This is a genomic window from Telluribacter roseus (assembly GCF_017355915.2).
In the GTDB taxonomy this organism is placed as follows: Bacteria; Bacteroidota; Bacteroidia; order Cytophagales; family Spirosomataceae; genus Telluribacter.
The window spans coordinates 12100-30398 of the sequence record NZ_JAFEUV020000019.1 but is presented as its reverse complement, the minus strand read 5'-3'; the positions used below and the strand labels follow the sequence as shown (position 1 = coordinate 30398).

Sequence of the window (18299 nt, the reverse complement as noted above, 5' to 3'; positions counted from 1 at the left end):
TATAAATTTTCTTCTCCTGCATGTATACTACCGCCTGCTTTCCATATACGACTGCAGGATGATAGTAGCGCTGATCTTGTCAATATTGCCTTTCTCCCGGCGGTCGCTCTTCTTACTTCCACCGGCAATCATGGACTGCAGCGCCATGGAGGAGGTAAAGCGCTCATCATGCGTATAAACGGGAATATCCGGAAAGGTGTTCCTCAATCGTTTGATAAAAGCCTCTACCAGAGGGGTATTGTTGGTAGCGGTATTATCGAGCCGCCGCGGCATCCCTACTATAAAGGCCTCTACAGGCTCCTGCTGGGTGTACTTTTTGAGGAAGTCCAGCAGATCATGTGAACGTACCGTGTCGAGGGCCGTAGCAATAATCTGCAGCGGGTCCGTAACAGCTATTCCGGTACGTTTGGCACCATAGTCAATGGCGAGGAGTCGGGCCATGCGGCTGAGTTAAAAATGGTTAAATTCCTGCAAAGATAAAATCTTTATCGAAGCTTTCCCGCTGGTATTCCGCATCTTGTATGCTGTACCGTTTATTTATAGTACTACCTCCGATGAAGATCATACTTAGAAGGTACCTTCCTGCGGCAGTAGGACATGAACGTTTAGTCAGCTCTGATCGTTAGCGCATATACCGGAAATCAGCATAGACGGCAGGTATATCAGGTACCAGAAGAGCTAGTTACCATAATCGATCAGAGCATATGATTATGTATCAGTAACTTTATACTTTTAAAACCAAGAGATAGGCAATTCCCCCTATCTTTGTATGTATGAATGAAAAACGTTGGATAGTACGATCCGAGCTTACCCCTGAGCAAGTGCAGACTGCCCATGACCTGGCGCAGGCGATCAGCATAAATCCTTTTTTGTCTACGCTGCTGGTTCAGCGGGGCATTACCGACTTTGATTCGGCCCGGGACTTCTTCCGACCGGAGCTCTCGCACCTGCATGACCCATTCCTGATGCAGGATATGGACCTGGCGGTGGAGCGGCTTTGTGAGGCTATGGCCAACGGGGAGAAAATACTGGTGTACGGCGACTACGATGTGGACGGTACTACCTCGGTAGCTCTATTTTACGGCTTTCTCAGAAAAATATACGACAAGCTCGACTACTATATTCCCGACCGCTACGCCGAAGGCTATGGCGTATCGTGGCAGGGCATTGACTGGGCGGAGGAGAACGGCTTTACGCTGATCGTAACGCTCGACTGCGGCATCAAGTCCATTGATAAAGTGGAGGAAGCGAAGAAGCGCGGCATTGACTTTATCATCTGTGACCACCACCGCCCCGGCTCTGAGCTGCCCCCGGCCGTAGCCGTACTGGACCCCAAGCGTGAAGACTGTCTGTACCCCTATAAAGAACTGACCGGCTGCGGGGTAGGCTTTAAGCTGCTACAGGCCTTCTGCCTGCAGAACGGCCAGGAACTGGACATGCTATATGAGTACCTCGACCTGGTGGTCGTAAGTATAGCGGCCGATATTGTACCCATTACGGGCGAAAACCGCGTGCTGGCCTACTACGGGCTGCAGCGGCTCAACTCCAATCCCTGTACGGGTGTCAGAGCCCTTATACAGGTAGCAGGTTTCACTACGGAGCTTGATATTACCAAAGTAGTGTTCGGGCTGGGACCACGTATCAATGCCGCCGGCCGGATCAAGCACGCTAAGGAAGCGGTACGACTGCTCCTGTGCGACGACGAAGAGGAGGCCAGTACCTTTGCGTTTGAAATCAATAAGCACAATACCGAACGCCGGACCTTTGATACCAGCATTACCGAAGAGGCCCTGACTATGATCCAGCAGGATGGTTGGCTGTCGCAGGCCAATAGTACAGTACTCTTCAAGCAGGACTGGCACAAAGGCGTAGTGGGTATTGTAGCCAGCCGCTGCATCGAGCATTTCCACCGTCCTACCATTATACTCACCCACTCCAACGGCAAAGCCACCGGCTCAGCCCGCTCAGTACCGGGCTTTGACGTATATGAAGCCATCGAAGAGTGCGCCGACCTGCTCGAGCAGTTTGGAGGGCATACTTTCGCGGCGGGACTCACGCTGCCCGTTGAGAACGTGGACGCCTTCCGGCTGAAGTTCGAAGAGATAGTGACCAGCCGTATTCAGCCCGAGCAGCTGATCCCCATGATCGACATTGATCTGGAGCTGGATCTGAAAGATATCAACTGGAAATTCTATAACGTGCTGCGTCAGATGGCTCCCTTCGGCCCCGGCAATATGCTGCCGGTGTTTGTATCACGCGACGTACACGTAGCTGGCCGTCCTACCATCATGAAGAGTAAGCACATCAAGTTTGACGTGTACCAGGGTGACTCTCCTGCTTTCACGGCCATTGGATTCAGTATGGCACACCTGTACCCCGACCTCATGAGCGGCAAGCCTTTCTCGATATGCTACCAGCTGGAGGAGAACAACTTCCGCGGCAACAAATCGTTACAGATATGTCTGAAAGACGTGAAGTTCTGACGACGAAGGAGTAAGCATGCAACTACAACCCCATACCGCAGTACGAATAGAAAAGATTGGCGTTGAAGAGGCTGATCTTCTTTCTGCACTCTGTCTGCGCATATACCCCCAGTTTTACCTGTACCTCTGGTACGATCAGGGCGAGTGGTACCAGCGCACCCGCTACAATGCAGAGCAGCTGGCTACCGAACTTTCTGATCCAGCCTCGGAGTTTTACTGGATATACCAGCAAGATGTTCCCGTAGGCTATATCAAGATAAATCTGCAGGGCAAACCGGCGGAAACCACCGGACTGTCTGACAACGGAATGGAACTGGAACGGATCTACCTGCTGAAAGAAGCCACCGGCACCGGCCTCGGTAGTCAGGTCATGGATTGGGTAGCGGATCGGGCCTCAGAGCTGGGGCGCGACTACGTGTACCTGTACACCATGGACGGTAGCGCGGCCATACCCTTCTACGAGAAGAATGGGTACTATAAGGCAGGTACCAAGCAGCTGCCCTTCGAGCGGATGAAGCCTCAGTACCGGGGTATGTACCTGATGATAAAAGATCAACTATGATTCTTAGGACCGAAAACCTCATTAAAAAATACGGCTCACGCCTGGTCAACGACCAGGTGAGCTACTCGGTGGAGCAGGGCGAGATCGTAGGACTGCTGGGCCCTAACGGAGCCGGTAAGACTACCTCATTCTATATGGCCGTAGGACTGGTGAAGCCCAACAGCGGGAAAGTATACCTGGATGATATCGACATCACGAACCTGCCCATGTACAAGCGTGCGCGGCTGGGCCTGGGGTACCTGGCGCAGGAGGCATCGATATTCCGGCAGTTGACGGTAGAGGAGAATATCATGGCGGTACTGGAAATGACCAATCTTTCCAAAGCCGACCGCAAGGAGAAAGTAGAGGCCCTGCTGGACGAGTTCAGCCTGCACCACGTGCGCAAAAACAAGGGGATGGTACTATCGGGAGGCGAGCGCCGCCGTACCGAAATAGCCCGCGCCCTGGCCGTAGATCCTAAGTTTATCCTGCTCGACGAGCCTTTCGCGGGGGTAGATCCCATTGCCGTTGAAGATATCCAGAGCATAGTAGCCAAGCTGAAGCACCGCAACATCGGCATCCTCATCACCGACCACAACGTAAACGAAACGCTCTCCATCACCGACCGGGCCTACCTGCTTTTCGAAGGAAAAATCCTGAAACAGGGCTCCGCCGAAGAGCTGGCCGCCGACGAACAGGTGCGTCGCGTGTATCTGGGGCAGCACTTTGAGCTGAAGCGGAAGATATAAGGGAGAGAACATTCTAGTTAATCTGCAATGAGAATATTTTCTACTCATTTTAAACAGATAGTAACTGCATTCGCTATCCTCTCCCTGCAAACTGTTGGTTGGGCACAGACAATCAAGACCGTTCATTTATCCAGCAATACAGATTATGATTGCTCTACTTATTTCGATAGTGGGTTTGTTCGTGATGCTGGTTATACTCCTCCATCAATAAAGGGTATCAAAACTTTTATTTCATCGCTCCAGTACCCCTCTGAGTACAAAAAGTATAAGATTTCAGGAAAAGTGTTTGTTTACTTCCTCATTGATAAGACAGGAGAAGTTATATGTTACAAAATAGAATCTGGCCTGCCTGAGCCGTTTATTAACGAAACAGAAAAAATGTTAAGCAAGCTGTCTTTCAAGCCTGCTTCTTTAGGTCCAAAATCTGTAATCGGCGATTTTGTCTTTCCTCTTACATGGGAACCGGAAGAAAAAGCTAGTAGGAAGAGAAGAAAGCGGTAGGCCAACTAGCCCTTCCGACGTAGATTTTGTTCATTGAGCGGGTAAAAACGGACACTCTGCAGGATTTAATGCAGTAGAACCCATGGCTCCGGCCATCTTTGTGGCCGGACGATACTGCCGGTCCTTCTACCATTGCCCCATGAACCTAACAACCAACTACCGGCTTTCCCTCCGTCAGATCTGGACTTTTACCCTTAGTCTGGCAGTTATATACTACCCTATCCTGCTGTATGTATACCTGCCCGAGCTATCCTGGGACCTGCTACGGAAGGCCTATCCGTTTATCCTGGGACAGGGTATCCTGACAACTCTTTCGTATTTCTGCTGGATTTACTTCACGGAGTGGATTCTTCAGCGCCTGTCGGAGCGGTATGGAGAGGAGGTACTGGTAGAGTTCAAGTTCTCCTCCCAGCTACTCATACTGGCCGGAGCGGTGGGAGCAGCCATACTTATACACCTATTCTACCAGGGCCTGTTTTCTATCGCTATGCTTTACATTACACCGCCCAGCGGAGCCGAAAGATGGCGCCCAGATCCCGTGTTTGGTGAGTACCTGGCGCGATCTCAAAATGGTTTTACCGTTATTATCATGCTGTCGATCTTCTACGCCGCCGCTAACCGACGGGCCAACCGACGACTCAAGGATATTCAGGTACAGACTGAACGCTATCAGAAGGAGGCCGCGCTGGCGCAGTTTGCCGCCCTCAAAGACCAGGTCAGCCCACACTTCCTCTTTAACAGCCTGAGCATACTTTCGTCCCTGGTGCACGTAGATGCCGACCTGTCGGAGCAGTTTATTGATAAGCTGTCGAAAGCCTACCGCTACATTCTCGAACAGAAAGACAACGACCGGGTTTCCCTGAGGACGGAGCTTGATTTTATCCGTTCCTACACATTCCTGCTTAAAATCCGGTTTGAAGAGAGCTTTGAGGTACACATGGAGGTACCGGATGCGGTGGCTCAGCGGTACTACATTCCGCCCATGACACTACAGCTACTCGTGGAAAATGCGGTGAAGCATAACCGGATGACGCCGGAGAGCCCCCTATCCGTACAGATTCAGGTGGAAGATGATTACTTGGTAGTCACTAACCCGCTACAGCCGCGCGAGCAGATGAGTCATTCGACGGGTATTGGCTTGAAGAACATTATCAACCGGTACCAGCAGTTTACTACCCGCCCCGTACGGGTAGATGAAGAGGAAAGTACCTTTATCGTGAAAATACCCCTACTCTCATGAATGTAGTTATTCTGGAAGATGAGCGGCTAACGGCCCAGCGGCTGGAAAGCCTGCTCAAAAAGTATGACTCTACCATCAAGGTCGTAGCCACGCTGCCCTCCGTAGAAAAAGCCGTGGACTGGTTTCGTCAGCAGGAATCCGATCAGTCGGCACCCGTAGACTTGGTGTTTATGGATATACACCTGCAGGATGGGCTGGCGTTTCGGGTCATTGAGCAGCTCAAGCTAACGAAGCCAATCATTTTCACCACGGCCTTTGATGAGTACCTACTGCAGGCCTTCAAGGTCAATAGCATCGATTACCTGCTCAAACCGCTCAACTACGAGGAGCTGGCCGCGGCCATTGATAAGTTCAAGTCCCTTCGGCAGCAGTACAACCCCGCAGCAGCTGAACCATCAGCACCATCCGCACCACCTGCTCCACCGATCCCGGTTCCTGACCTGGATGCGCTGCTGCGTATGCTGAACCCTCCCAGGGAAACCTCCTATAAGGAGCGGTTTATGGTATCGGTGGGGCCCAGGATATGGAGCGTCGAAACGGCAGACATCGCCTACTTCTTCCTGGACGAACGCATTTCTTTCCTGGTCACAAAAGAAGGAACCAACTTACCCGTCGAGTACAGCCTGGACAAGCTGACCCAACTCCTGGATCCGAAGCAGTACTTCCGGGTGAACCGCCAGTTCCTGGTTTCGCTGCCTGCTATCCGCTCCATCACCGCCTACTCCGCCGGTAAGCTTAAGCTGGAACTGGAGCCCAAATCGCGCTTCGAAGTATTCGTCAGCGGCGATCGGATCGCCGATTTTAAGGAGTGGCTGGGTAAATAATCGCAGCCTTTTTACAGGCTTTCAGCAGACAATATACCTGACTCGAGCACCAAAATCCGGCACTCCGCAAGATCCATTGGTACAGGCTGGCAAGGGTTAAGAACTTTGTGACATACAAACAAGCAATGTCATGAACACATCAACCTTTTCTTCGCGCCTCAGCCAACGGATAGCCCGTTCGTTCTTCTTCCTTCTCTTTGCGGGAAGTACTATGGTAGCCCAAGCCCAGATCCCCATGATGGGCGGAGGCACCGCTCAGCCCAAAGCCCTACCCGGTACCGCCGGGGCCGAAGCTCCCAAAGGCAGTGGCAAGATAGCGGGACAGGTTGTGGATGCTACCGAGGCCAAGCCGGTTGAGTATGCTTCCATCGCCCTATATGATATGGCTACTAACAAAGCCATTGACGGTACCGTTGCTGACGAAAAGGGGAGGTTCTCCCTACAGAAGCTCCCGGCCGGTAATTACAACCTGCTGATCACGTTCGTGGGGTTCGAGAATACCACCATCGACAACCTCACCCTAACCGATGGACAGAACCTAGAGCTGGGCGCGATCAAGCTGAACTCGAGCGTAAAACAACTGGATGAGGTCACCGTAACGGGACAGGCCGCGCTGATCGAAGAAAAGGTGGACCGCCTGGTGTTCAATGCTGAAAAAGATATTACGTCCAAAGGCGGCGATGCCGCGGATGTACTGCGTAAGGTCCCCCTGCTGACGGTGGATCTGGATGGAAACGTGTCGATACGCGGCAGCCAGAACATACGGGTACTAATCAACAACAAGCCCTCCACCATCGTAGCCAGCAGTGTAGCCGATGCGCTGAAGCAGATACCTGCCGACCAGATCAAATCCGTAGAAGTAATCACCAGCCCCTCGGCCAAGTACGATGCCGAAGGAACGGGTGGAATTATCAATATCATCACCAAGAAGAACAGCCTCCAGGGCCTGAACCTGAATGTGGACTCGGGCGTAGGGAACCGCGGCTCCATGTTGGGCCTGAATGGTAACTACCGCAAGGGTAAGATTGGCTTCAACCTGGGAGGCATGGGACGTATCAGCTACAACACGCCTACCCTGTACAGCCTCGAGCAAACCAGCTTTGCCAACGGCATACCTACTTTAAGCAGTCAGAATGGGAAAGGCAACACCTCGGGTATGTTCGCTAATTACAGCCTGGGCTTCGATTACGACCTGACTCCTAACCAGAGCCTGACGGCCGGTGTACGCTTTGGAGCACGTAACATGCTCAACCAGCAGAACCTCACTTCCCAGCTATATTCAAATGGTATTCTGGATGCCACTTCGACCCGTTCGGTAGATGTTAAGAACCTATCGGGTACTCTGGATGCCAACCTCGATTACCTGCGTACCTTCAAGCCCGGCCAGGAGTGGAGCATTTCGACGCTGTACAGCCGCAACAACCTGACCAACAACTTCGACGCAAACCTGCTGGGAGACGCTAACGAACTGACAGGTCGCCAGAAAAACCTGAATAAAAACCTGAACCAGGAGATCACCATACAGACTGACTACCAGACACCCATCAAGCGCAACCAGCTATTCGAGATAGGAGCCAAGGGCATTATTCGTCAGGTAAACAGCGACTATCGCTACCTGATAGCGGGCCCAACGGGTGGTTTTATAACGGAGAATAACGGTACTTCGGGCGAGCTTCTGTACCACCAGAACATCGCGGCGGCTTATAGCTCCTACACTTACACCACCAAGAATCGCTACACCTTGAAGGGAGGACTACGCTACGAGCATACCTTTATCGACGCCAGTACCCGCGAAGGAGGTAACCTGGGTGTAGGCAACTACGGGGTACTGGTACCCAGCCTGAACGCTTCCAAGACCATCAGTGGTACTACCGTGAAGCTGGGCTATAACCGCCGGATCCAGCGTCCGGGTCTGCAGCAGCTCAACCCGAACTTCAACGCGGCCAACCCACAGAACATCACGATTGGTAATCCTTCGCTAAGCCCCGAACTGACCAACAACTTCGAGCTGGGCCTGAGCCGCACCATCAAGAAGACCTTTATCAATGCCACCTTCTTTGGCCGCTCTACTAACAACGCCATTACGCAGGTGAGTCAGGCCTCAGATACACTGGTGGGCGCTATAGTTACTACCTACCAGAACATCGGAAAACAGCACGCCTACGGTACCAACATCTTTGCCAACATAGCCGTAACTTCCAAGATCTCCATCGGTATGTTCCTGAACAGCTTCTACACCAGCCTTACGGGTCAGGCGATGGGTCTGGACGGGGCATCGGCTACGGTTACCAACACGGGCTTTACCGTAGGTGGAGGAAGCTTTGCTTCGGCTCAGTTTGGAAACGGCTGGGGTGCCCAGGCCTTCGGATTTATGCAGGGGTCACAGGTACAGCTACAGGGGCGTCAGGGAGGCTTTGGTTTCTACTCACTGGGTGTGAAGAAGGACTTTGCTAATAAGAAAGGTAGCCTGGGCTTAGCCGCCGAAAACTTCCTGAGCAACCGGTTTAACATCCATTCCACGCTCAACTCGGCTCAGTTCTCGCAGGTAAGCAATGCCTACCTGTACAACCGGGGCGTCCGGATGACCTTCACTTACAAAATAGGTAAAATGACTGCGAGCGCACCAAAGAAGAGAGCGAAGTCGGTTAGTAACGACGATGTCAAAAGTGACGGCGGCGCCCAAACGCAACAACCTGCAGGTACTCCCGGCGGAGGTACTCCCAGATAATAATTCGCTTACGGCGGACGAGCGTAGCCCAGGTACCACACAGGCCACATCACTACCTCGTCTGCCTATCTAAAGTATTGATCAACTCTAACAATTATACAACCCATGCAAGCCAAAAAACTTATGGTCACGGCGGTGGCCGCTTTATTCTCCCTGAGCACATTTGCCCAAACGGTGGACGAACTGGTCGACAAACACGTAGCTGCGCTGGGCGGCGCCGATAAACTGGCGGGTGTAAAAACGCTGGTAACCGAACGCTCCCTCTCCATCAATGGGATGGATATCCCGATGAAAGTATCGGTAGTAGTTGGGAAGTCGATGCGGTCGGAGTCGTCAGTGATGGGTAATGCGATGGTACAGGTAGTAGACGGCTCAACCGGCTGGATGATTCGCCCGTCCATGATGGGTGGCACGGGTGATCCCGAAGATATGCCCGCCGAGGTCGTGAAGCAGCAGGCGGGGGAACTTGACCCCTTTCCGCTGTTTGGCTATAAGGAAAAGGGCAGCCAGATAGAACTGCTGGGCAAGGAAAAGGTAGACCGGAAGGATACCTACCACCTGAAAGTCACAACCCCGGCCGGACAGGTAGTGGAACAGTACCTCGACGCTACAACCTACCTCATCAGCAAGGTGAAAGTAACGACCATGGACGGACAGCCGGGCGAGCTATTCTACTCCGACTACAAGGACATCGAGGGCATCAAGTTTCCCAAGATTATAGAGATAGCCGGTGGACAAATGGGAACGCTGACGTTCGTAAATGATAAGATTAAAGTAAATGTTCCGGTGGATGAGAAGCTATTTAAGAAATCCTCGAGGTAGAATGATTGATTGGTTAAGCTTAGTGGGGACTCCTTATCCCCACTAACTTTATTTGGAGTATCGGAGCCGGATTAGAAAGAGTAGTATAGAAGCCAAAAGCGGGAGACCTGTCTATCAGGTCTCCCGCTTTTGTAAATATCTTAGATAAAGGTACTGACGCTCTTAGTCGTCCTTCTTAGGGCATTTTTTGCAGTACTTCCCTTTTTTCTTATAGTTCTTGCAGCATTTCTTCAGCGCACAACACTCATTCTCTACCAACGATAACGACCAGGGCTTGTCTTCACCTACGTTGGCAACCACATCAGAAGCTTGGAAGTAGTTCATGTTCAATGGAATAATTTTATGCAAAAGTAAGCTTATTTAGAATCAGTCCAAATGATTTGCGTCATTTATTTTGAATCTTTCTAAACAGCCTGCGCGGACGGTACCTTCCGACCTGTTTTCTTCCGCACAACTACCTTCGACGAACGACGCTTCCAGAACCAGATCAAAAAGCCACTGACAGGCAGTACCAGTGCCATCAGCCCGGTACAGAAGGCCAGTATCTTACCGCCCAGGCCCCAGATGCGGCCGGTGTGTATCTCAAAATCCGACTTCCAGAACCGGTCCCAGCCCGACTGCTCCGTATAACGCTTAGCCATTAATAACTCTCCTGAGTACTGGTCGAAGCCGAAGTTGCTTTCCTTGCGCAGGCTGCTGGTCTCATAGCGGATCATGATGCGTAGCAGGTCCGTGCTGTCCTTGGCCGGAATTACCCGGATGCTTTCGTACGGCTCGCCTTTCCACACGGATTGCAGCGCCGCGTCAGCCAGCTGCTCAGGATGAGCCACCGGACGTATAACCGACTTCACCTCATCTTTCGACGCTTTATGAGACGCAATGCTCAGACCGGTAATAGCGATCAGAAGAAGAAATGGTACTGCGTACATACCCCCTACGGAATGGATCTTGTAGTTATAGACTTTCTTGTTGCCGCAGTTACGGATGGTGAAGTACTTAGACCACTGAGTCAGTTTGCGGGGCGCCCACAGTACCAGGCCCGTCACCAGCATTACTATAAATACCCACGTATTCCAGTAGATAATCTTTTTGCCTATATCACCCAGGAGCAGCGTCCGGTGCAGGCTCAGGATGGTTGACATGACATCGTCCTGCGTACTGCGTACAGAAATCACCTGAGCATTATACGGGTTCAGCGTTATGAGCTGCTTGTCCTTGGTATAGACATTGACGGTTTTTTCGGGATTGCCAAAGAAGCGGATTTGATTGATCTTGACTCCTTCCAGCTTATCCAGCGAGGCAACGATCTGCTCCACCGTAGCGCGGGGAGCATCCATTTGGGGTTCTACGAATAAAATCTCCCGCTGTGTAGCGTAGCGGATTTCTTCCTCAAAGGCCCAGATACAACCCGTCACGGCTACTATCACCATGATGGTACCTGACAGGAGCCCTAACCATAGATGTACCGGAGCAACCAGCTTCCTTAGACGTTTCATCAGTATCAGAATTTATAGGATAAGGTTAACATGCCTCTTCTTCCGGGGGCCTTGATATAGTCAGCATCACGGGCCGCCCACTGTGATATAGCAGGATAGTAGTCGGTATTCAGCAGGTTCTCTACACCCAGCGACAGCGTAGTCTTAGGGTTGAAGCTATATGATCCGTTGAAGTTGAACAGCGTGAAGCTTTCCACCGGACCGCGGCCATAGGTATACAGGCCATTGGCGCCGGGAGCGAAGCGATTGCGGCTGCCGGAAACGAGCGTGTTGAAATTAAGCACCAGAGCCGGAAGCGGCTGCACACGTACATATACTGTAGTCTTGGGTGCCATGATACGGTCACCACCCAGGTAGGTATCGTAAGAGCTATCGTTGTCGCTGTCGGTCTGGCCTTCTACAAAGCTGTACGAGCCTCCCAGCGTCAGGTAGCGGGTGGGTGATACATCAGCTGATACTTCGTAGCCCCATATCTTCTCGGGAGCCCGCACGATCTCAAAAGTACCACTGGCCTGCTGGCGGTAAGAGGCTCCCAACTCCGAGAAACTCTGGTAGTAGGCCACATCGTAGTGGAAGAAGTTGGAGATAGTACCTGATACGCCGGCCTCGTAATTATTAACGATCACCGGCTCAGTTTTCAGATCAGCGATGATGCTCGTCTGCGCGGTACGCAGGATACGGCCCAGCTCGTTAATAGAGAACGCCTGAGAGAAGCTCACAAAAGGCTGGAATGCATTGGAGCCGGTATAGCGCAGCCCTACGTTACCGACGAAGGCGTTGTAGTTAATCTCACCGCCCCCTACTGCAATGCCCCCTTCGTAGATCCTCTTAGCGTTGTTGTAGGTCCGGATGGTTGTGAAGTCCGACACCCCTACCCGGATGTTTTCAAAGCGGGCACCAGCCTTCAGCGTAAGGTTACGGAAGAAGTCCAGCTTCAGCTGCGCGTAGGGAGCCAGGTTGGTCATGTTCATATTGGGCGTCCAGAACCGGCCGTCCTGCAGCTTCTGAGCCGTCTGGTCGTTGAGCAGATCCGCTCCGTACAGCAGCTCCCCATCTATGTTACTGGTAAGCTTCAGCGGTGTGTTCAGGTTCAGGCGAAGGCCTTTCTTATCCGACACAATATTAGACTGACCGCCTCCTTCAAAGTACTGAGCTTCGTAGCCGTACACCGTCCGGAAACTTTGCGCGTACAGCACTACCTCCAGGCCCGTACCCCCTACTATCTGATCGTAGCTGTACCGCAGGGTAGCGTTATGATTGTAAGGAGTACCCTGTGGTGTACCCGGAATAGCATCCGACGAAGGAATACCAATCGAGGGCTCCTGTCCGTATTTACCCAGCTGCTCCACATACTGCAGGTCCGACTTGGCCGCAAAGTAGTTGTACATGGCTTCAACGCGCTGCTTATTGGAGATGGAGTAGCCAATCTTACCCAGCACGTTGTAGTTGTTCATTTGCCCCGTATTATAGAAAGGCGAAATGGCTATACCATTGGCATCTCTGAGCAGGCCGGTCCGCTCGTAGGTACCGTTAAATACGTAATCAAACTGGTTGCTCCGGCCCGTAAACTGCTGGCTCAGCCGGTACCCCATCGTCTCGCTGTTGTTATTGGCTAAGCCACTGGTGATGCCCGCCCAGGTCTGCCCGCTCAGGGGTTGGTTGCTGTCGGGGCGCTTGGTGATGTAGTTGATGATACCTCCGTCGGCACCGTTGCCGTAGATAGAAGTAGCTCCTTTGATGACTTCGATGCGCTCAATGGCCGAAGGGTCGATGGTGCGAAGGTCGCGGCCGCCGTTGCGGAGCGGTGTCGACTGCGGAACGCCATCTATCAGTACCAGTACCTGACGGCCCCGGAGGGTCTGGCCGGTATTGGAGCTGCGGCCGGTGGCTATAGCCAGACCCGGTACTGTATACTGCAGTACATTGGTAATGTCGGCGTTCATGGCTACCTGCTCCTGGATCTGGCGGCGCCCCACGATGGTCATGGCCGAAGGTACCTCTTTTACACTTTCGGGCTTGCGGCTGGCTGTTACGACTACCTCACTCAGCTGCTCGATGGTGGAGGGCATTGCTATCTCTACGGTGCTGGCTTGTCCACTGCTTACCCGTACGCTTTTCTCTACCGCTCCGAACCCTACCGCTGATAGTACCAGCGTATAGGTACCAGCTTCCAGGTTATTCAGTACGAACTCACCCGTCTCGCTGGTTACGGTTCCAGTATTGCTCCTCTTCAGGGATACTGTGGCCGGATATACCGGCTGACCGCCCGTAGAGGTTACCGTTCCCCGGATACTACCCTGCGCTGATTGGGCAGAGGCCTGAGGTACATAGGTTACTAAAAGTAAAGCAGGAAGTAGAAGGCTTATGAGGTGAGTAAATATTCTCATTTATGAATCAGATAATTAGACTAATTATAAATAATTCACAAACCTACACCCTCCTCGGTATCAGCGCAAGAAAAAGCTAAATTTATTTTGAATAATTCTAAATAAAAGTGAGTAGTGAGATGTCTTGACAGCAACACAAAAAAGCCCGAAGGTGGCTCCGGGCTTTGATTCTGAATAGTATGTATCGTCTACTGCTTGCTGTCTATCTTCTCCCACACCTCACGGATAGGAGCTCCGGCACTACTCTTTCCCGAATGTTCCCAACGACCATCTTTGAGATTCCAGTCAAAGCTTAGCTTGGCACCTACGCGATTATTGTCACGTGAGAAGAACTGGATATTTTCGGTGTACTTCCCATTCTTGACGTCGTAAGTACCTCCACCGGTACCATAGAAGCCTTTGACACCCGGATCAATGGCTGCCCACTGGAAGCGGGTACCCGACAAGATCTTAAGAGTCTTACGCGTGCCGGTCTGGTGAATTTTGGACATAGCTCCCTGCTCATTGGCCCGCTCGGTGATGTGCCAGGTACCCGCCATAGGTACATTCTGCGCGTCATCCACGATGGTATATACCCAGGCTTCCTTACCCCGCAGCGTCAGTATGCTATCCTTGCGTTCGATAGTGTACACAATAGGTACGCCAATGGCGGCCGTGTCAGTCGTGTTGAACTCGGGCGTATACGTCATCTGATTCCCGCTCATGGTGAAGGGCCCGCCTTCGGTCCGGTCGAAGTACTTATTGAGCGTATTGTAGGAGGCGCTCATGAGGTAGTTGTCAGCAATAATGAGCGTGACGGTACTGTTGTTTTGGGCCAAGGCCTTCCAGGCTCCCTTGATAGACTGGGCGGGAGCCGTTAGTCCCAGTGTGGCTAGTAGAATAGTGAGTATGTGCTTCATGGTTTATGAGTGTTTGAAATAGATGCATGCTTCAAAACTAAAGAACCATTCCACACACAGGTTGTTTGACCGTTCATCAGCAAGCTTACCTGAGTACTTCCCGCAGTACCTCCATGGATCGTACTTCACCCAGCGTATCCATGTGTATCTTGTAAAAGAAAACGATCATTTCCAGCAGGGAAGCGCGGCGCGGGCGGTCCAGCGGTACGGGCGTGCCGTAGGGAGCCACCAGCAGGGTCATGAGCGCCTCGCGCTGGTCATCGTCGGGGCGGTGCGGGTACAGGTTAGCCGCTAGCTCGGCTTCCAGATCCCTGACCGACTCAAATCCGAAGCCCAGGAAAAAGGCCAGCTGCAGCAGAAACTGGATGTGGAAATTCTCGTAGCCCCGATCAGCTTCGTCCAGGTACAGGATCGACTCCTCCAGAAACTGGAACAGGAGCTCATTATTCTCCTCTTCGCGCAGCGTCTTGCCCAGGATCTCCGTCACGAACAGCGCCAGGCTGGACTTGATCACGTCAAAGGGCAGACTACGAAAAGGTACCCGTGGCTTAAGCTCCGAGATACGGTACAGACTATTCTCGGCCTTGTCTTTATGGTACACGACCATGTCCAGCAGGGTCAGGGGCTGAAACAGCGCGATGCGGTTGGACTTGGACCGGCTGCTCCGGACGCCATTGACGATGTAGCTCTGAATCCCGAAGGCTTCGGTGTAGATCTTCGCGATGATGGAAGTCTCCCGGTAACGTATGTAGCTCAGGGCAATGCCTCGGGTTTTGTGCAGCATAAATAGCTAGTTGGTCAAATACAAAAATAGTAAATCCTCACCGCAAGTGGGAGGCCCTACAGGCTCGCGTTCGCGACTTACAGGCTATTTACTCACCCCTGCAAATACGTACATCATCTCAGTCGCAATCTGTCGGCAGCGCTCATCGTAGGTTGCGGCTTCGGCTGGCGTGTCGTCGGCCTCCTTAGGATCCGTATAGGTAATGGAGAGACGTCGCTCCGCACCGGGGATGTAGGGACAGTTCTCTTCGGCATGGCTGCACGTCATGATGGCTGCAAAGCCTACCGTCGGATTAGGCTCCTGATCGTACACCTTGGAGAAAGCCACCACCGGTGGTAAAGCCTCATTGTAAGCCAGGTGGTACACCGGGTTGTCACCCTCGGTAGTCTGGGATACCTGCAGACCGGCCCGCTCAAAGGCAGCGATGGTACGCGGATTGCAGGCGGTGGTTTCGGTACCTCCTGAGTAGGTAGTTACGCCGGGAATATCGTGGTATATAGCCGCTACCTGCGCCCACACCTGTCCCAGATGGCTACGGCGGGAGTTGTGGGTACATATGTAAGTTAGCCGTACCGGCTCCTCTTTTCCCACCTTCTCCCGGACATAATCCGTGAGTTGATCCAGGGCGGCACGGCGCTCAGCCGGGATGGTACTTAGGTCAAGTGACTTAATGTAGTTTAGAACGGAGGGGTACATGATGGAATTATGAGTATAGAGTTGATAAGTATATAAAAAGAGGGCTGCACATGAAAAATCCTAAACCGTTTGGGCTTAGGACTAAGTACTTGTGGACGTGCGCGGGTACTAGCTGTTGAGGTAAGACGAGTACATCCACACTTCTTTTTCCTGCTCACGGATATAGTCGCTCATCAGGGCATTGGTACCTTCGTCGTCGGCTTCGCCCGAAAGCGTCAGTAGCTCGCGCTGCAGGGTAATGATGGCCTCATAGGCTTCCAGGATATACTGAATGGCTTCTTTTCCGTTGCTGATATTCTTCTTCTCCTGAATACGCGACAGAGCCAGGTAATCGGTATAGCTGTGCAGGGGCGTGTGTCCCAGCGTCAGGATCCGCTCAGCGATTTCGTCGTTTTTGAGCTGCAGGTTGGTGTATAGCTCCTCAAACTTCGCATGTAGTTCAAAGAACTTCTCGCCCTTGATATTCCAGTGAAAACCACGTGTATTAATATAAAATACCTGGTAGTTGGCCAGGAGCTGATTGAGTTTGTCGGCTAACTGGCGGCTCTTCTCCAGGTCGAGACCGATAAAGGATGTCTGGGATTTCATAGTAAGGTTGTTATTAGTGCTTTTAGGTGTGAACAAAGATTTTTGTGGCAATGGGTTATTGCTGCAACTACACTATTACAACTTCCTTCGGGGAGAATAGTTCTGACTTTGCTGACGATCTCTTATCTGCCAAATCAGCCCTATTCTCCTCTATGACTACCACTATTAGCAGCAACCGCTATTGGGCGTGCAGCAGGAGTTCTGCAGATCAGACAATCGGACCCGGGGCTTCTCGAGCCGGCGATGCATGGTGACGGCCGAGTTGGGGCACAGGCCGTTAAACTGCTGGGTTCCCCGAATGGCCGCCGGTACTGCCTCACGATCTATCCGGGTGTAGCCCTGCTTCTCAAAGTACTTATCGGCGGTGGTCGTGATCAGGTATAGGTCCTTGATGCCACTGAGCTTCGCCTGTTTGAGCAGGTCGTTGGTGAGGCGGCGGGCGATGTGGTAGTTGCGGTACTCCTTGTGTACTACCACTGAGCGTAGCAGGGCATCGGTCACGTATACTTCCAGACCGGCTACGCCCACCAGGGCACCGTTAGCGCGAGCCAGCAGGAAATGGGGCAACTCAGGATGGAGGTCGTCAGTAGGTAGATTCTCCGACCGCAGAAGATTTACTACTTCCTGAAAGTCTCCGGCCGTTGCCGTTCTTATTTCCAGCTCTACCTCCGCCGGTACGGCTTGCTTTTCGGCGTATACCGTAATACTTTCGATACCCGTATTACCGGTCCGGAAAGCGGCTATCTCCTCCGCCGACAGGTACTTCTGCAGGATATCGTCCGGCAGGTAGATAGGCTTCTGTTTCTGCAGCGTAATATTCTGAAAACCGGCTTCCTCAATTAGTCGCAGGTACTCTTCTTTGGCAATGGCCCCGGACACGCAGCCCGCGTATAGCTCGGCCGCCTCACGGAGGTGCTCCGGTAGTTCACCTAACAGTACTATATCTGAAATGCTGAAATGACCACCCGGCTTCAGGACCCGGAATATCTCCCTAAATACATTCTGCTTGTTGGGGACCAGGTTTAGCACGCAGTTGCTCACGACGACATCAGCAACCCCATCATTGACGGGCATGGCCTCAATGTCGCCCTGGCGGAACTCCACGTTATGAAAGCCCAGCTTCTCGGCATTGGTGCGGGCCCGCTGGATCATCGCCTCCGTGAAGTCAATACCGATTACCTTTCCCTCCGCGCCGGTTTCGTAGCGCGCTACAAAGCAGTCGTTGCCCGCACCGGAACCCAGGTCTATAACCACGTTGCCTTTCTGTATCTGAGCAAACTGGGTGGGCAAGCCGCAACCAAGGCCTAGGTCGGCTTCGGCTACGTAGCCGTCGAATTGGGTATAGTCGTCGGCCATAATCTTGTAAACTTCCTGTGATACTGGCCCGGCTCCGCAGCAGGAGGCAGCGTTGAGGGCAGGGTCCTGCTCGGCGATTTGGGAGTACTTCTGACGTACGATTTCTTTCAGGTCCTGGTCGTTGGTAATAGTGTTGTTCATGGCTAATAGATATTTTAGGTAGTTAGTAAGTAGGCGTTAGGTGTTAGCTTTTTTCGTTTATTGT

The 18299-nt window shown here is 52.3% G+C and carries 17 protein-coding genes and 1 pseudogene; 8 read left to right on the top strand and 10 right to left on the bottom strand.

Annotated features, from left to right (window positions below; genetic code table 11):
* Nucleotides 1–27 precede the first annotated feature (27 nt).
* Entirely contained in the window at nt 28–441 is a 414-nt protein-coding gene (ruvX, locus tag JTN23_RS23390) for a Holliday junction resolvase RuvX (protein WP_247237503.1), read from the bottom strand.
* Nucleotides 442–773: 332 nt separating this feature from the next.
* On the opposite strand from ruvX, the gene recJ reads away from it, so the two are divergent.
* From recJ to JTN23_RS23350, 8 genes are all read left to right on the top strand, one after another.
* On the top strand, nt 774–2483 hold the full coding sequence (recJ, locus tag JTN23_RS23385) for a single-stranded-DNA-specific exonuclease RecJ (protein ID WP_247237502.1): 1710 nt from the start codon (nt 774–776) through the stop codon (nt 2481–2483).
* A gap of 16 nt (nt 2484–2499) precedes the next feature.
* The gene (locus tag JTN23_RS23380; protein WP_247237501.1) at nt 2500–3045 is read left to right on the top strand and encodes a GNAT family N-acetyltransferase; all 546 of its coding nucleotides are present in this window, start codon (nt 2500–2502) and stop codon (nt 3043–3045) included.
* On the top strand, nt 3042–3773 hold the full coding sequence (gene lptB / locus JTN23_RS23375) for an LPS export ABC transporter ATP-binding protein (protein WP_247237500.1): 732 nt from the start codon (nt 3042–3044) through the stop codon (nt 3771–3773). Before JTN23_RS23380 ends, lptB begins: the two co-directional genes overlap by 4 nt.
* Before the next feature lie 27 nt (nt 3774–3800).
* On the top strand, nt 3801–4274 hold the full coding sequence (locus JTN23_RS23370; protein WP_247237499.1) for an energy transducer TonB: 474 nt from the start codon (nt 3801–3803) through the stop codon (nt 4272–4274).
* Between the two features lie 82 nt (nt 4275–4356).
* On the top strand, nt 4357–5514 hold the full coding sequence (locus tag JTN23_RS23365) for a sensor histidine kinase (RefSeq protein WP_247237498.1): 1158 nt from the start codon (nt 4357–4359) through the stop codon (nt 5512–5514).
* Nucleotides 5511–6338 carry a LytR/AlgR family response regulator transcription factor gene (locus JTN23_RS23360; protein WP_247237497.1) on the top strand — a complete coding sequence of 276 codons (828 nt, stop codon included), beginning with the start codon at nt 5511–5513 and terminating at the stop codon, nt 6336–6338. Before JTN23_RS23365 ends, JTN23_RS23360 begins: the two co-directional genes overlap by 4 nt.
* Before the next feature lie 235 nt (nt 6339–6573).
* The gene (locus tag JTN23_RS23355; RefSeq protein WP_409049470.1) at nt 6574–9066 is read left to right on the top strand and encodes a TonB-dependent receptor; all 2493 of its coding nucleotides are present in this window, start codon (nt 6574–6576) and stop codon (nt 9064–9066) included.
* Nucleotides 9067–9171: 105 nt separating this feature from the next.
* Nucleotides 9172–9888, top strand: a complete 717-nt coding sequence (locus tag JTN23_RS23350) for an outer membrane lipoprotein-sorting protein (RefSeq protein WP_247237496.1) — start codon at nt 9172–9174, stop codon at nt 9886–9888.
* A gap of 162 nt (nt 9889–10050) precedes the next feature.
* On the opposite strand, the gene JTN23_RS23345 is transcribed toward JTN23_RS23350, so the two are convergent.
* The 9 genes and pseudogenes from JTN23_RS23345 to JTN23_RS23305 form a co-directional block, all read right to left on the bottom strand.
* A complete protein-coding gene (locus tag JTN23_RS23345) occupies nt 10051–10212 on the bottom strand; it encodes a hypothetical protein (protein WP_247237495.1) in 162 nt (53 codons plus the stop codon).
* 80 nt (nt 10213–10292) lie between these two features.
* Nucleotides 10293–11384 (bottom strand): PepSY-associated TM helix domain-containing protein, encoded by a 1092-nt coding sequence (locus tag JTN23_RS23340; RefSeq protein ID WP_247237493.1) that lies wholly within the window; start codon nt 11382–11384, stop codon nt 10293–10295.
* A 5-nt stretch (nt 11385–11389) separates the two neighbouring features.
* A complete protein-coding gene (locus tag JTN23_RS23335) occupies nt 11390–13771 on the bottom strand; it encodes a TonB-dependent receptor (RefSeq protein WP_247237492.1) in 2382 nt (793 codons plus the stop codon).
* Between the two features lie 188 nt (nt 13772–13959).
* Nucleotides 13960–14670 carry a hypothetical protein gene (locus JTN23_RS23330; RefSeq protein ID WP_247237491.1) on the bottom strand — a complete coding sequence of 237 codons (711 nt, stop codon included), beginning with the start codon at nt 14668–14670 and terminating at the stop codon, nt 13960–13962.
* Nucleotides 14671–14755: 85 nt separating this feature from the next.
* Nucleotides 14756–15454 carry a DNA repair protein RecO gene (gene recO, locus JTN23_RS23325; RefSeq protein ID WP_247237489.1) on the bottom strand — a complete coding sequence of 233 codons (699 nt, stop codon included), beginning with the start codon at nt 15452–15454 and terminating at the stop codon, nt 14756–14758.
* An 84-nt stretch (nt 15455–15538) separates the two neighbouring features.
* Entirely contained in the window at nt 15539–16150 is a 612-nt protein-coding gene (locus JTN23_RS23320; protein ID WP_247237488.1) for a low molecular weight phosphatase family protein, read from the bottom strand.
* A gap of 108 nt (nt 16151–16258) precedes the next feature.
* A complete protein-coding gene (locus JTN23_RS23315; protein WP_247237487.1) occupies nt 16259–16738 on the bottom strand; it encodes a Dps family protein in 480 nt (159 codons plus the stop codon).
* 165 nt (nt 16739–16903) lie between these two features.
* The gene (arsN2, locus tag JTN23_RS23310) at nt 16904–17392 is read right to left on the bottom strand and encodes an arsenic resistance N-acetyltransferase ArsN2 (RefSeq protein WP_310586745.1); all 489 of its coding nucleotides are present in this window, start codon (nt 17390–17392) and stop codon (nt 16904–16906) included.
* Between the two features lie 3 nt (nt 17393–17395).
* Nucleotides 17396–18235 (bottom strand): annotated as a pseudogene (locus JTN23_RS23305) (arsenite methyltransferase); the annotation flags it as partial.
* Nucleotides 18236–18299: the final 64 nt, after the last annotated feature.